Below are 13,318 nucleotides of genomic sequence, written 5' to 3' on the forward strand. Positions count from 1 at the left end.
TGCCCGGGTTCCGGCGCGGCGTGGCTCATCCGCCGAATCGGCCGCTTTCGTCGTCCAGCGGCAGCGGTATGGCGCCCGGCACCGCGGTCTGCGGCGCGGCCAGACCAAGGTGCTCCCACGCCTGCGCAGAGGCCGCCCGGCCGCGCGGGGTGCGCACCAGGTAGCCCTCGCGGACGAGGTAGGGCTCGGCGACGGTCTCGACCGTGTCGGGCTCTTCCCCGACGGCGACCGCGAGCGTCGACAGCCCGACCGGTCCGCCACCGAACCGGCGGCACAAGGCCTCGAGCACTGCGCGGTCGAGGCGGTCGAGGCCGCTCTCGTCGACGTCGAAGAGCGCGAGCGCCGCCCGGGCCGAGTCACGGTCGAGCACACCGGTGCCGTGCACCTGCGCGTAGTCGCGCACTCGTCGCAGCAGCCGGTTGGCGATGCGTGGTGTGCCGCGCGACCGGCCGGCGATCTCGGTGATTCCCTGCTGGGTGGAGTCGATGCCGAGCAGGGTGGAGTTGCGGGTGAGGATCTGTGCCAGGTCGTCGGCGCTGTAGAAGTCGAGGTGCCCGGTGAAGCCGAACCTGTCGCGCAACGGCGCAGGTAGCAGGCCCGACCGGGTCGTCGCACCGACGACCGTGAACGGCGGCAGTTCCAGCGGTATGGCGGTGGCACCCGGACCCTTGCCGACCACGACGTCGACCCGGAAGTCCTCCATCGCCAGGTAGAGCATCTCCTCGGCCGGGCGCGCCATCCGGTGGATCTCGTCCAGGAAGAGCACCTCGCCCTCGGCCAGCGACGACAGGATCGCGGCCAGGTCACCGGCGTGCTGGATCGCCGGGCCGCTGGTGATGCGGATCGGCTGTTCCAGCTCCGCGGCGATGATCATCGCCAGCGAGGTCTTGCCCAGGCCGGGCGGCCCGGATAGCAGCACGTGGTCCGGCGGGCGTTGCCGACGGCGAGCGGCTTCCAGCAGCAGGCCGAGCTGATCGCGCACGCGCGGCTGTCCCGGGAAGTCGGCGAGTCGCTTGGGCCGCAGTGCCGCCTCGACCCGGCGTTCCTCCGCGTCGCCGCCGGGGTCGACGATGCGCGCCGTGGCGTCATACGAGCCGTCCTGCTCGACTTCCATCTCATCTGCCACGCCGTTCATCGTCCCAGCTCACGCAGCGCGGCCCGCAGCAGTGCAGACACCTCGGTGACCCCCGGGTCGGCCGCGGCGACCTTCGCGACCGCGTCGTCTGCCTGCTTGGCCGACCAGCCGAGCCCGACGAGCGCCTCGCTGACCTGCCCGTGACCGCCACTGGTTGCGGCGACCTGCGGTTGTGGGGCTTCGGAGGCGACCGGGCCGACCTTGTCCTTCAGCTCCAGCACGATGCGCTCGGCGCCCTTCTTGCCGATACCGGGGGTCTTGACGAGTGCTGCGACGTCGCCGCCGGCGATGGCGGCCCGGATCTGGTCGGGACTGGCAACTGCCAGCATTGCCAAAGCAATTCGCGGACCGACACCGCTGACTGTCTGGACGAGTTCGAAGAGGTCACGTTCGTCGGCGGAGGCGAAACCGTAGAGAGTCAGGGCGTCCTCGCGCACCACGAGAGTGGTCGCCAGAGCTGCCTCTCCCCCGGTGCGCAGCGCAGCCGCGGTGCCAGGTGTCGTGTGGGTGAGCAGCCCGACTCCGCCGACGTCGACGACGACCTGGTCGAGTCCGGCGTGCAGCACCGTCCCGCGCAGCGCAGCGATCATCGGCGGGCTCCCGTGGTGAGGCGCTGCCGGGCGACGGCAGCGGCGATGCGGTCCTGGGCGCCACCGCGCCATACCTGGCAGATCGCGATGGCAAGGGCGTCGGCAGCGTCGGCCGGCTTCGGCGTGGTCGGCAGCCGCAGGATCCGCGTCACCATCGAGGTGACCTGCGCCTTGTCGGCGCGGCCGTTGCCGGTCACTGCGGCCTTGACCTCGCTCGGTGTGTGCAGCGCCAGCGGCAGGCCGCGGCGTGCAGCGGCCAGCATAGGTATGGCGGAGGCCTGCGCAGTGCCCATGATCCCTTTGATGTTCGCCTTCGCGAAGACGCGCTCCACGGCCACCGACTCGGGTTGGTGGCGCTCCATCCACTCGTCGATCTCGGTCTGCAGGCTGAGCAGCCGCTCCGCCGGGTCGTCGGTGACCGGTGTGCGCACCACCCCGACCGCGATCATCCGCACCGGTTGCCCGATGCCTCCCTCGACCACGCCGAGACCGCACCGGGTCAGGCCGGGGTCGACTCCGAGCACTCGCACAGCGGGGCAGCTCCTTGGGGTTGGGGGTCCGACATATGTTCGGGCGCTGCCAGCTTAGGCGGCGGCACCGTCATACCAGCGAAGGCGGGCGCGGCGAGTCGCGGGCCGGCTCCGTGACGCAAGCCTCGACCGTCGAAGGTTACGTACGCTCCGGACGACTTTCCCGTCCGCAAGCCTCGACCGTCGAAGGTTACGTACGCCCCGGGCGACCTTCGCGTCCCAAACCTCGACCGTCGAGGGTTACCGACCGCTGATCGGAAAAAAAGCCACCGTTTGCGGCACCCGATGCGGCACGTCAGTACCGTGAGATGATGGAGGTCATTGGGATCGACCCGCGGGACCAGATATGGGAAGTTGACCCGCCGAAATATCGCGTCTACTTCCACGGCGCCGGCGGAGTGTCAGATGAGTATGAACTGTCGGGCGTCGACATCGACACGGTTATGGCGTGGGCGAACCTCAATCGCGAAGGCCGTACCTTCGTGATCTACGCGTGCGTCCCGGCCGGCGACGGCCAAGTCGGACTCGTCCGCCTGGCCGGGTACGACCCCAATGATCCTGCTGCCAAAGACTGCATACCGGAACCCTTTCCACTGCCGACAGTCTTGGCCGTCGATGAGGAGTTGTTCACCGCCGTCGCCGATCCCGGCCAGCCCGGCGCATGGCACCTGACGTGGGTCAGCGGGCCAAACGCCGGGTACGGCTACACCACGCGCCGCTCAGATCACCAATGGGCCGACCCTCCGGACCTCATAGACGGCGCACGCGCATTCCTCGCCGAGATCAATCCCGAGACCGGGTACCTCGAAGACTGATCGAAGATCTCGGACCTCGCAGCGCCAGCGGAAACTCCCTCGCATCGGGATCATCGAACCGCCAGGGTGGTGCCGTGTCGACGAACCATCGCCTGCAATGGGCTGCTCTCCCCGTCCACATCCGGGAGCTGCTTGCTGACTGCGTCGGCTCCGCGGTTGTCGACTTTACTTCGGCCACCAGCGGATACTCCCCAGCACTCGCGGGAGTCGCCACCCTGGCGGACGGCCGCTCGGTCTTCATCAAGGCTGCCTCGCCTGCGCAAAACCCAGACACGCCGGACATCATGCGAACCGAGGCCGACAACAACCTCAAGCTCAAGCACCATCGTGCGCCCGCACCACGGCTCCTGGAACGCATCGACGACGGCACCTGGGTGATCCTCATCTTCGAGGCGATCGCCGGGCACACACCCGGCGCGCCGTGGAACGACCACGACCTCTCGGCCGTGCTCGACGCACTCGATCTCGTCCGCACGCTGCCCGTCACGACGCTGCCGGCAGCCGCGACAGTCTTCGGGACCATATTCGGTGGGTGGAACCGGCTGCGCGACCACGACCCGGCATGGGAAAGCGGACTCGACGACGCCAACATGGTGTGGTGGCAGCCACGGCTCGACGAACTGTGCTCCCTCGAAAGGGCGAGCCTGGCCTCGATTGCAGGCGACAGCTTCGTCCACGCAGACATCCGCAGCGACAACACCCTGGTCACCGAGGATTCCTCAGCTGTCTTCGTCGACTGGACGACCTGCTGCCGGGGCGCAAGCTGGCTCGACATCGCGAGTATGGCGGCCTCGGTGTCGTTGGAAGGCGGGTCGCAACCTCAGGAACTGCTTGCTCGCAGCAGAGTGGACATCTCGTCCGAAGATCTGATCGCGTTCGTCACAGGCATGTCCGGCTACTTCGTGCATGCAAGTCGCTGTCCCCCGCCGCCCGGAATGCCCACCGTTCGAGATCACCAACGTGAGAAGGGCGTCATCACGACGACCTGGCTGCGCCAACTACTGAATGGCTAACTCCGCGCGGATCTGCATTCAGAGCATGTTGGTGATGCGGTCGGCCTCGATCGTGACGACCAAGCGCGCTTGCTCCCGGCCGCCGTACCAGGCATAGGGCTTGCCGGTGTATTTGTGCGCCAGCGCGTTGATCGAGTCGATGCCGCCTTCGGTGGTCATCGTGACAACGCGGCCGCGGATCTGCGCGAAAGCCGCGGGAGTCCGCGGATCGGAGACAGCGACCGCGACATGCGGATCGCGGGCGAGATTCTTCGCCTTCTGCATCCCGTCGACGATGTTGATCACGACGTGACGTCCGTCGGTGTCGACCCACGTCTGCGTCAGTTGCGGCGATCCGTCGGGCATGACGGTCGCGACGTAACACAACGCGGGTGTGCGCAGCAGCTCGATCACGTTCTCGGGCAGATCCATTCGGGCCCTCCTGTCACTGGCTTGTGGTCCGGATGCTACGTGGTCGGCGTGACAACGCCCGACGCCGAAGGGTCTCCTCCAGCCACACTGCTATCATTTTCTCACACTGATAGCAGAAGGGGGCGCCGTGCCCGCCATCACGATTCGCAACCTCTCGGCGGAGACCCACCGGGCGCTCAAGTCCCGCGCTGCGGCACACGGGCGGAGCACCGAGGCGGAGGTGCGCGCGATCCTGGCTGACGCGGTGTCGGTTCCCGAGGGCGCCGGCTTGGGCACCCGGGTGAGCCGGATCGCCGCGAAGGCCGGTGGGTTTGACCTGGAGATCGCTCGCTCGCCCGACAGCAGCGATCCAGTCGATCTCACGTGATCATCCTCGACACCAACGTCGTCTCCGAGTTGATGCGCGCCCACCCACAGCAGTGCGTTATTGACTGGACCGACCGGCAGGCACCGGAGACGCTCTATCTGACGACGCTGAACCTGGCAGAGATCAGGTTTGGCATCGCGGCACTTCCGCGAGGAGCCAGGCGGACCAGGCTCGCCGCCGCGTTCGAGAACGGCATCAGGCCGCTCTTCGGGGATCGAATCCTCGGCTTCGATCAGCCCGCTTCGATCGCTTATGCCAGCCTGCGGGCGGATGCCCGCACCCGCGGCCTGGCGGTCGGCGATGCCGACACACTCATCGCCGCCATCGCGCTGGCGCACCGATTCGCCGTCGCCACACGCGACGTCGCGCCGTTCGAGGCGACCGGGCTGCAGGTAATCGATCCGTTCGCCTAGCCCGGCTGGATGCTGTGCTGTCCAGGGCCGCAGCCGTGCAGCGGCTGCTCGCGCCAGCGCAGTTGGGCCGTGCCTGCTCCGCGGTCGGCGACCAGCTGTATGACGTGCGGCGTGCGAATCATCCGCAACTCCGCGCGGAACCGGCCGCTCACCCAGCCGCCGGCGCTGCGGAACGGCACGCCCGGGTCACCCTTCCATTCCCCCGCGGCCCAGGTGCCCTTGCCGACCGGAAGCTCCCACCGCCGTTCCCCTGCATGGAAGACGGCGACCCACCCGTCATCCGCGATCTCGATGGACACGGCATCCACCTTCGGTGCCGCGTCGCCGCCGTCGCGGACCAGCCGGGTGGTGTCTGTCCCCGAAGCGTCGTCACCGGGGATACGGACCGCAGCACACGAGAGCCGACCGGCCAGTTCCTCGTCGGCAGTGCACGAACCGCCCGCGTCAAGGCCCGGCAGCAGGTGGTCCCACGCGGCGTCCAGCACGGCCTGCATCTGGGTCGTCTCCGCGGTCATCGCGAGCACCGCGTCATACTCCGGCAGCACCACAGAACTGACCGAACGCGCCGTCACCGCGAAAACCGTTGCGGCACAACCAGAACTGATATCCGTAGCCATGACCCCAGTCGAACGTCGGCTCCTCCACGCCCGGCCGGCGGTGCGCGCCGTCGTTGGGCATCTGGGGGCTCGTCGCCTCCTCGATCCAGCCGGCCGGGACCAGTTGCCGCCCGTGCCACTCGCCACGCTGCAACAGCAGTTGCCCGAGCCGGGCGATCGCGTCGGTCGGCAGGTGCAGCCCCGAGAAACCGAGGTCGTGGCCGTGCCCGTCGGTGAGCCACGCGGCAGTGTCCACCCCAAGCGGCTCGAACAGCCGTGGCCGCAGGTAGTCCAGCAATCGCTCGCCAGCGGTCTCCTGGATCAGCCGCGCAACCGTGTAGGTCGCCAGCTGGTTGTAGGTGAAGACGCTGCCGGGTGCCTGCTCCGGCGGCATCCGCAGGAACGCGGCGAGCCAGTCGTCCGCGGCCAGGTGGAACGCCGGGTCGTCGAGGTGCCCGGTCGCCATCCGCAGGCAGTCGCGCACGGTGACCAGCCGCCAGTTGTCCGCCACGTCGGGCGGCACGAGGTCCGGCACCAGGTCCACGATGCGATCGGTGAGCCGAAAGCGGTTCTCCTGCACCGCGATCCCTGCAGCAACGCTGACGAAGCTCTTGCTCAGCGAGTAGAGCAGGTTGAGCTGCCCCGCCTCGTATGGCGCCCAGTGCGCGTCAGCGACCACCGCCCCGTGCCGCAGCAGCATCAGGCTGTGCGCCTCAATACCGGCGGTCGCGAGAGCGTCGAGGAAATGGCCGACAGCCGCGGCGTCGACTCCCTCTGCTGAAGGTGCCGACTGCCGCAACTCGTGCATCGCCGGGCTCAGTCCTCCGCCTCGAGCTCAGCAAGCACGGCGTCGGGGACGTCGCCGTTGGCGTAGACGTTCTGCACGTCGTCGCTGTCCTCCAGCGCCTCGATGATGCGGAACATCTTCTTGGCGCCATCCTTGTCCAGCGGGACCTCTACGGTCGGCAGGAACGAGGAGTCCGCGGAGTCGTAGTCGACGCCCGCGGCCTGGAGCGACTCTCGCACGGAAACGAGATCCGTTGCCTCCGAGACGATTTCGAAGGATTCGCCGATGTCGTTGACTTCTTCGGCTCCCGAGTCGAGCACGACCTCGAGCAGGCCGTCTTCGGTCGCCTCGCCCGTCGGCTGCTTCTTGGGGACGATCACGACGCCTTTGCGATGGAACATGAACGCGACGGAGCCCGACTCCCCCATCGACCCGCCGTTCTTGCTCAGTGCGGTGCGCACCTCGGCGACGGCGCGGTTCTTGTTGTCGGTGAGGCACTCGATCAGCAGGGCGACGCCGCCAGGCGCATACCCCTCATAGGTCAGCGCTTGATAGTCGGCGCCCCCGGACTCGGCACCGGAGCCGCGCTTGACCGCACGGTCGATGTTGTCGTTGGGCACACTCGACTTCTTCGCCTTCTGGATCGCGTCGAAGAGCGTCGGGTTGCCGGCCGGGTCGCCACCGCCGGAGCGTGCCGCGACCTCGATGTTCTTGATCAGCTTGGCGAACAGCTTGCCGCGCTTGGCATCGATCGCTGCCTTCTTGTGCTTGGTTGTCGCCCACTTGGAGTGACCACTCATAAACCTGTATCCCTCGTTAAGACTGTCCGTGCTGCTGGCTCGACCTGCAATGCTATCGCCCGGCGCGGACGGCCAACCGCTGCGGCTCGCTCAGCGCTTCGCCATACCCAGGAAGTAGTCGTGCACGCGGCCGTCACCGGTCACTTCGGGATGGAACGACGTGGCAAGGAGGTTCCCCTGCCGGACGGCCACGACCCGGCCCGCTGCCGGCCCCGACGCGACCGTCCCGAGCACCTCGACGTCCGCGCCCACCGACTCGACCCACGGTGCCCGGATGAAGACCGCGCGCACCGGGTCGCCGGGGATGACCGGCATGACCAGATCCTCCTCGAAGGAGTCGACCTGACGGCCGAACGCGTTGCGGCGCACCGTGACGTCCATCCCACCCAGTGTCTGCTGGTCGGCGGTCGCGTCCAGCACCCGGTCGGCGAGCAGGATCATCCCGGCGCAGGAGCCGTATGCCGGCAGGCCCGCGCTCAACCGCTCACGCAGCGGATCCCGCAACTCGAAAGCCCGCAGCAGCTTGTCCATCGTGGTCGACTCGCCGCCGGGCAGCACAATCCCGTCAAGCCCGTCGAGTTCCGCCGGACGACGCACCAAACGTGTTGTGGCTCCTAGCGATTCGAGACACGCAACATGTTCGCGAACATCGCCCTGCACCGCGAGGACACCAATCATCGGATTCACGCCGCCCAGGGTCCCACAACCCCTTTGCACCCTCCCCTTCGGCCAGTGACGGCTTCCTCGCCGAGCGACGGCGCACTGGGACCGTCACTCGGCCCAATGACCGTCAGTCGGCGCGACTGTCGCCATACCGGCAAGTAGCTGGGAAATCGTTTACTGAGAATTGACCATACGTTGGTTGTGAGATGCCTGTCAGTGGGGCTAGAGATGGACTGCCCCGCCCGAATCACCTGCGGCGCGTGGGTTTTCACTCTCCGGATCGCACCCCGGTCCGGCCACCCCGGAAGGCTTCGCATGCCCCACAGATCCACCCGCAGAGGCTTGGCCACCACGGCCGTCCTCTGCGCAACGCTCGCCGTCACCCCAGCCGCACTCGCGAGCGGCAGCGCCAACCACAACTCCCCGATCGGCCACGTGCCATTGACCGCGATGAGCAGTGCGCAACTGCGCGCGCTCAGTTGCGGGGGCATCCCCGCCGGCGCCGACCTCAATGTCACCCGCAAGGTCTACGAGGTCGGCCAGGCACGCAACCTGCCGCCGATCGCAATGCTCGCAATGTTCGAGTCCGGCTGGGTCGAGTCGCACATGAACAATCTCGGCTGCGGCCAGGAGACGTCCGTCGGCGTCTTCCAGCTGCAGGACTTCAACGGCAGCTACGCGCAACGCAAGGACGTCGTCTACTCCACCAACTGGTGGATCAACACCGCAAACAGCCTCGGCATCCAGAACTACCACGACGCGGGCACGCTCGCCGCCGACGTCGAGCGGCCGCGGGAGGACCTCCGCGGCCGGTATGGCGAGGCGCAGTCCACCGCACAGAACCTGATGAACCAGGCGATGCAGCCGTATGGCGAGATCGGCGCGAAGTATGCCGCGCTCGGCGGCGCGGGTGGCGAGGTCGGGCCGCTGGTGCGCGCCGAGGAAGCCGCCAAGATGGGCGGCCGCTTCCAGTTGTTCAAGAACGGCATCATCATCTGGTCGGCAGACACTGGCGCGCACTGGATCCACGGCGACATCCTCACCAAGTTCTGGGCGACCAACTCCGAGACCGCGTGGGGCTTCCCGACGATGGACGAGCTGGCTGCGCACGCCGCTCCGGACGGTACGACGGGGCGCTACCAGTACTTCCAGAACGCGTTGTTCTTGTGGTCCGAGCCCACGGGAACGCACATCATCCACGGCGAGATCCTCAAGGCATTCGAGGCGAACGGTCGCGAGGCCGCCCTGGGCTACCCGATCACCGACGAGGCGGACGACGGCCACGGCGGCCGGGTCCAGCAGTTCCAGAACGCGACCATCGACTGGACGGCCGCCGGTGGCGCCGTCGTCACCAAGAAGTGAGGCATGCGCGATGAGAGACCATCTCGACCCACGATCGGACCATTCACCCAACTCGGCCGGCCTCCTCGTCCCTCGTGACGCGGCCGGCATGTCCCGGCGTTCGTTCGGCAAGTTGCTGGGCATCGGCGCGCTGTCGGCGGGCGCACTGGCGACCGGTGAGACCGTCTTCGCTCAATCTGCCCATGCAGCAACGGTTTCCGGGCCACCAATCGGTCGCGGGGAAGTCATGCTGCGATCCTGGGACTGGATCAACCGGCACATCCCGTACTCGCAGTCGGCATACGCCACTGAGGCCGGCGGCTCGAAGACCTACCGGCAGGACTGCTCCGGATATGCCTCCATGTGCTGGCGGCTGGACACGTCATACGCGACCTTCACCTTCGGCGACCGGCTCGCCACCCTGCCGAACTATGCCGCGCTGCAGCCGGGCGATTGCCTGATCGACCGGCCCCACCACATCGCGATCTTCGCCGGCTGGTCCGACGCCGCGCACACGCAACCGGTCATGCACGAGGAATACGACTACGGGCACCCCGCCGAGCAGCGCACGTGGGCCAATTGCCGCAGCTACGAGGCGGCCCGGATCACCAACCTGGACATCCGCATCCCGTATGGCGTGATCGCCGACAAGTGGAACGCACTCGGCGGTGCCTCCGGCCCGCTCGGCCCGTCGGTCAACGACGAGTTCGACTCCAAGCGCGGCGGGCGTTTCCGTGACTTCCAGAACGGCATGATCATCTGGCATCCGAACGTCGCCTATGCCGTCTACGGCCGCATTCTCGCCGAATATCGCGGCAATGGCTCCGAGGGTTCCTGGGGTTTCCCGACGATGGACGAGGCCGATGCCGCCGCATCGCCGAAGGGCACGAAGGGCCGCTACCAGTACTTCGAGAGCGCGCTCATCCTCTGGTCCGAGCCGACCGACGCCCACCTGGTCCACGGCGAGATCCTCAATGCCTTCGAGTCGAACGGGCGCGAGGCCAAGCTCGGATACCCGCTGGCCGACGAGGAAGCCGACGGTGCGGGCCGCAAGCAGCGCTTCGAGTCCGCGACCATCCATTGGACCTCATCGGGTGGCGCCATCATCGGGCCCGCCTGAGCACCTGGGGCTCAGTCCCGGCCCGGAATCGTCTACGACCCGGGCCGGGGCACCCCCTACGCCCCCATGAGAACAACTCACAAAATGGGTGTTGCCCACGGCAAGGCGTGACTACACTTGCGATATATCGCGAAATAGAGAGAACCTAAGCATCTCTGATCGCGAAGTCACAGATTTCCGGAGGGGTCATCGGATGGATCATCGATTCGCGGCACTGGTATGTGGTCGTCGCAGTAAATATGTCGTCCTGGTGGTCTGGGTCGTGGCGCTGCTCGCGCTGGGCCCACTCGCCGGCAAATTGTCGGGCGCACAGGACAACCAGACATCATCCTGGTTGCCCGCGAGTGCCGAATCAACGAAGGCGTTCGACCAGCTGGGATCGTTCGTCGATCGCGACAGTCTTCCTGCCATCGTGGTCTATCACCGCGACGGCGGGCTGACCGCAGCGGATCGTGCGAAGGCGAAGGCCGACGCGGCGGCATACCGGACGAATACCCCGCATCTGGCAGGTCCGGTCGTCGGCCCGATCCCGTCCAAGGACGGAACGACGCTGCAAACCCTGGTGCCGTTGCACATCGACCCGAAGTCCGGCTGGAACGACCTCCCAACCACGGCGAAACAGCTGCGCGCGACGGCGACAGCCGGAGCGCACGGTATGGCGGTCCACCTCGGCGGGCCGGTCGGCTTCGGAGCCGATCAGGCGGACGCGTTCTCCGGCATCGACGGCACGCTGCTCTTCGGCACCCTCGGCATCGTGATCGTGATCCTGTTGCTCACCTACCGAAGTCCCGTGCTGTGGGTCCTGCCGATCCTGAGCGCGGGCGTCGCGCTCACGGCGTCGCAGGCGTTCATCTACCTGCTGGTCGACCACACCGGGCTGACCGTCAACGGGCAGAGTTATGGCATCCTCACCGTGCTCGTGGTCGGTGCCGGCACCGATTACGCGCTGCTACTCGTCGCGCGGTACCGCGAAGAGTTGCGCAGACACGAAGACCGCCACAAGGCAATGGCTTTCGCGTTGCACCGATCCGGCCCGGCGATCCTCGCCAGTGGCAGCACCGTCATGCTCGGCATGCTGTGCCTGCTGGCCGCGGAAATGAATTCGACCAAGGGACTCGGCCCGGTCGCAGCCCTCGGGATCGTCTTCGCGCTCCTGGCGATGACCACGCTGCTTCCCGCGCTACTCGTCACGGTCGGCCGCTGGGTCTTCTGGCCGCGACGCCCGACGTACGGCAGCCCCGAACCGACCCAGAGCGGCCTGTGGGCACGGGTCGGCGCGTTCATCCGTCCGCGACCTCGCGCGGTGTGGCTGGTGACCGGCGGGGTGCTCCTGTTGTGCACGCTGGGACTCACTCAGCTCAACTCGCACAGCCTGTCGTCCGCGCAGAGTTTCACCGGCACCCCGGACTCGGTCGCCGCCGCGAGGGTGCTGCAGAGCCACTACGCGGGCAACGAGACCGACCCGGTCTACGTGCTGGTCGACAGCGCACGTTCGGGTGAGGTGAGCCGGCAGCTGTTGACGGCCGGCTTCTCGCCGTCCGCGAAACCGATCGTGCGAGGCGACCGCACCCTGTTGCAGACCTCGGTGTCCGGGGACCCCTACGGTTCCAGCGCTTTCGGACAGGTCCGCGAGATCCGGAAGGTCGCCCACGGCATACCCGGGACACATGCGCTGGTCGGCGGCACCACTGCCGTGACGTATGACGTGCAGCACGCCACCGATCACGACAGCCGCGTCATCATCCCGCTGACGCTGTTGGTGGTGCTGCTGATCCTGGCCGTGCTGCTGCGGGCGATCGTCGCACCAATTGTGCTGATCCTGACCGTGATCCTGTCGTTCGGTGCCGCGCTCGGGCTGTCGTCCCTGGTGTTCCACTTCGTCTTCGGTTTCGCCGGGACGGATCCGTCGCTGCCCCTCTTCGTCTTCGTGTTCCTCGTCGCGCTGGGCATCGATTACAACATCTTCCTGATGACGCGGGTGCGCGAGGAAGCACGAGAGCACGGCACCCGGCGGGGAGCGATCGTCGGACTCTCCGCGACCGGTGGCGTGATCACCTCCGCGGGACTCGTGCTCGCGTCGACCTTCGCCGTGCTGGGGACCCTGCCACTGGTGGCTTTCGCGGAGATCGGCTTCGCGGTCGCCCTCGGGGTGTTGCTCGACACCATCGTCGTACGCGCCGTGCTCGTCACGGCGCTCACGCTCGACATCGGCCCGCGCATCTGGTGGCCGGGCAAGCTGCGACTGGTCTCGGATGCAACCGACGAACAGATCGCGTCGGATGCGGAGCGCGACCGGGTGCCTGCCCCCGTCCACCATTGACGGCTCCGATCACCGTTGACGCTCGACACCACAGTCACCGCGATGAGAAAAATGAGGCCCACAAGCCACTGTCGATCGATCCATGTCGGTCATCAGCGTGATCGAGATCCCGATGACTGCTGCGGTGACCCAACCGAGCAGTCCGCCGGCAATTGCTTGGTGAGCATGGCGATTTTCCCTTTGTCCGTTGACAGGACCAGGGTAGGGCGAAGACATGCCTCCGGATCTCCGATCAGTCGCGTACGGCGCGTTCCCGTCCCCGCGGCCGTCATGATCGACCGGGCACCCTGCCCTTCGCCGACTGACGGCTTCCTCGCGAGTCCGGCGACGAGGGCCAGTCCGCACGCGAGCCGGAACCTCCCGAGGGATTCGGTTGCCGAAACCTGCTGAAACAGAACCGGTTCCGGCACCCGGACA

15 protein-coding genes are annotated in these 13,318 nt (G+C 67.4%); 7 read left to right on the top strand and 8 right to left on the bottom strand.

Translation table 11 applies throughout. The features are described 5' to 3' along the window. Window positions 1-25: 25 nt before the first annotated feature. Genes ruvB through ruvC form a run of 3 tightly spaced genes read right to left on the bottom strand, consistent with a single transcriptional unit; the run spans window position 26 to window position 2,255 of the window. Entirely contained in the window at window positions 26-1,135 is a 1,110-nt protein-coding gene (gene ruvB, locus EFY87_RS08525; protein WP_425459357.1) for a Holliday junction branch migration DNA helicase RuvB, read from the bottom strand. Further along, a complete protein-coding gene (gene ruvA / locus EFY87_RS08530) occupies window positions 1,132-1,725 on the bottom strand; it encodes a Holliday junction branch migration protein RuvA (RefSeq protein WP_123271050.1) in 594 nt (197 codons plus the stop codon). Before ruvA ends, ruvB begins: the two co-directional genes overlap by 4 nt. After that, window positions 1,722-2,255 carry a crossover junction endodeoxyribonuclease RuvC gene (gene ruvC / locus EFY87_RS08535; RefSeq protein ID WP_123271051.1) on the bottom strand — a complete coding sequence of 178 codons (534 nt, stop codon included), beginning with the start codon at window positions 2,253-2,255 and terminating at the stop codon, window positions 1,722-1,724. The genes ruvA and ruvC overlap by 4 nt, the downstream gene beginning before the upstream one ends. Before the next feature lie 311 nt (window positions 2,256-2,566). On the opposite strand from ruvC, the gene EFY87_RS20885 reads away from it, so the two are divergent. Both EFY87_RS20885 and EFY87_RS08550 read left to right on the top strand, forming a co-directional pair. Further along, window positions 2,567-3,070 carry a hypothetical protein gene (locus EFY87_RS20885; RefSeq protein WP_245988547.1) on the top strand — a complete coding sequence of 168 codons (504 nt, stop codon included), beginning with the start codon at window positions 2,567-2,569 and terminating at the stop codon, window positions 3,068-3,070. A 74-nt stretch (window positions 3,071-3,144) separates the two neighbouring features. After that, window positions 3,145-4,083, top strand: a complete 939-nt coding sequence (locus tag EFY87_RS08550; RefSeq protein WP_158607558.1) for a phosphotransferase — start codon at window positions 3,145-3,147, stop codon at window positions 4,081-4,083. A gap of 18 nt (window positions 4,084-4,101) precedes the next feature. Here the strand turns inward: EFY87_RS08550 and EFY87_RS08555 are convergent, their stop codons facing one another. Next, a complete protein-coding gene (locus tag EFY87_RS08555) occupies window positions 4,102-4,494 on the bottom strand; it encodes a PPOX class F420-dependent oxidoreductase (RefSeq protein ID WP_123271053.1) in 393 nt (130 codons plus the stop codon). 127 nt (window positions 4,495-4,621) lie between these two features. Between EFY87_RS08555 and EFY87_RS08560 the strand changes: the two genes are divergently transcribed. Together EFY87_RS08560 and EFY87_RS08565 are read left to right on the top strand one after the other, a co-directional pair. Further along, complete coding sequence (locus tag EFY87_RS08560; protein ID WP_123271054.1) at window positions 4,622-4,861, top strand: FitA-like ribbon-helix-helix domain-containing protein; 240 nt, start codon at window positions 4,622-4,624, stop codon at window positions 4,859-4,861. Continuing rightward, entirely contained in the window at window positions 4,858-5,274 is a 417-nt protein-coding gene (locus EFY87_RS08565) for a type II toxin-antitoxin system VapC family toxin (RefSeq protein WP_123271055.1), read from the top strand. The genes EFY87_RS08560 and EFY87_RS08565 overlap by 4 nt, the downstream gene beginning before the upstream one ends. On the opposite strand, the gene EFY87_RS08570 is transcribed toward EFY87_RS08565, so the two are convergent. The 4 genes from EFY87_RS08570 to pdxT form a co-directional block, all read right to left on the bottom strand. Next, window positions 5,271-5,846 carry a hypothetical protein gene (locus EFY87_RS08570; RefSeq protein ID WP_148043290.1) on the bottom strand — a complete coding sequence of 192 codons (576 nt, stop codon included), beginning with the start codon at window positions 5,844-5,846 and terminating at the stop codon, window positions 5,271-5,273. The genes EFY87_RS08565 and EFY87_RS08570 overlap by 4 nt on opposite strands. Next, on the bottom strand, window positions 5,803-6,678 hold the full coding sequence (locus tag EFY87_RS08575; protein WP_123271057.1) for a serine hydrolase domain-containing protein: 876 nt from the start codon (window positions 6,676-6,678) through the stop codon (window positions 5,803-5,805). Before EFY87_RS08575 ends, EFY87_RS08570 begins: the two co-directional genes overlap by 44 nt. An 8-nt stretch (window positions 6,679-6,686) precedes the next feature. Next, window positions 6,687-7,457, bottom strand: coding sequence for a YebC/PmpR family DNA-binding transcriptional regulator (locus EFY87_RS08580; RefSeq protein WP_123271058.1), 771 nt, complete (start codon window positions 7,455-7,457; stop codon window positions 6,687-6,689). Window positions 7,458-7,547: 90 nt separating this feature from the next. Then, window positions 7,548-8,135, bottom strand: a complete 588-nt coding sequence (gene pdxT, locus EFY87_RS08585; RefSeq protein ID WP_123271059.1) for a pyridoxal 5'-phosphate synthase glutaminase subunit PdxT — start codon at window positions 8,133-8,135, stop codon at window positions 7,548-7,550. A 300-nt stretch (window positions 8,136-8,435) separates the two neighbouring features. On the opposite strand from pdxT, the gene EFY87_RS08590 reads away from it, so the two are divergent. The 3 genes from EFY87_RS08590 (at window position 8,436) to EFY87_RS08600 (ending at window position 12,901) form a co-directional block, all read left to right on the top strand. Beyond that, a complete protein-coding gene (locus EFY87_RS08590; RefSeq protein ID WP_220093567.1) occupies window positions 8,436-9,482 on the top strand; it encodes an LGFP repeat-containing protein in 1,047 nt (348 codons plus the stop codon). 10 nt (window positions 9,483-9,492) lie between these two features. After that, window positions 9,493-10,581 (top strand): LGFP repeat-containing protein, encoded by a 1,089-nt coding sequence (locus tag EFY87_RS08595; protein ID WP_123271060.1) that lies wholly within the window; start codon window positions 9,493-9,495, stop codon window positions 10,579-10,581. Window positions 10,582-10,774: 193 nt separating this feature from the next. Further along, window positions 10,775-12,901 (top strand): MMPL family transporter, encoded by a 2,127-nt coding sequence (locus EFY87_RS08600; RefSeq protein ID WP_123271061.1) that lies wholly within the window; start codon window positions 10,775-10,777, stop codon window positions 12,899-12,901. The last annotated feature ends 417 nt before the right edge of the window (window positions 12,902-13,318 follow it).

It is taken from the genome of Flexivirga caeni, from assembly GCF_003724155.1.
GTDB lineage: Bacteria > Actinomycetota > Actinomycetes > Actinomycetales > Dermatophilaceae > Flexivirga > Flexivirga caeni.

What these genes read in the sequence shown, in the direction of transcription:
- ruvB (WP_425459357.1), bottom strand. Translation starts at nt 1,135, where the DNA reads ATGAACGGCGTGGCAGATGAGATGGAAGTCGAGCAGGACGGCTCGTAT.
- ruvA (WP_123271050.1), bottom strand. Translation starts at nt 1,725, where the DNA reads ATGATCGCTGCGCTGCGCGGGACGGTGCTGCACGCCGGACTCGACCAG.
- EFY87_RS20885 (WP_245988547.1), top strand. Translation starts at nt 2,567, where the DNA reads ATGGAGGTCATTGGGATCGACCCGCGGGACCAGATATGGGAAGTTGAC.
- EFY87_RS08555 (WP_123271053.1), bottom strand. Translation starts at nt 4,494, where the DNA reads ATGGATCTGCCCGAGAACGTGATCGAGCTGCTGCGCACACCCGCGTTG.
- EFY87_RS08575 (WP_123271057.1), bottom strand. Translation starts at nt 6,678, where the DNA reads ATGCACGAGTTGCGGCAGTCGGCACCTTCAGCAGAGGGAGTCGACGCC.
- EFY87_RS08580 (WP_123271058.1), bottom strand. Translation starts at nt 7,457, where the DNA reads ATGAGTGGTCACTCCAAGTGGGCGACAACCAAGCACAAGAAGGCAGCG.
- pdxT (WP_123271059.1), bottom strand. Translation starts at nt 8,135, where the DNA reads ATGATTGGTGTCCTCGCGGTGCAGGGCGATGTTCGCGAACATGTTGCG.
- EFY87_RS08590 (WP_220093567.1), top strand. Translation starts at nt 8,436, where the DNA reads ATGCCCCACAGATCCACCCGCAGAGGCTTGGCCACCACGGCCGTCCTC.
- EFY87_RS08595 (WP_123271060.1), top strand. Translation starts at nt 9,493, where the DNA reads ATGAGAGACCATCTCGACCCACGATCGGACCATTCACCCAACTCGGCC.
- EFY87_RS08600 (WP_123271061.1), top strand. Translation starts at nt 10,775, where the DNA reads ATGGATCATCGATTCGCGGCACTGGTATGTGGTCGTCGCAGTAAATAT.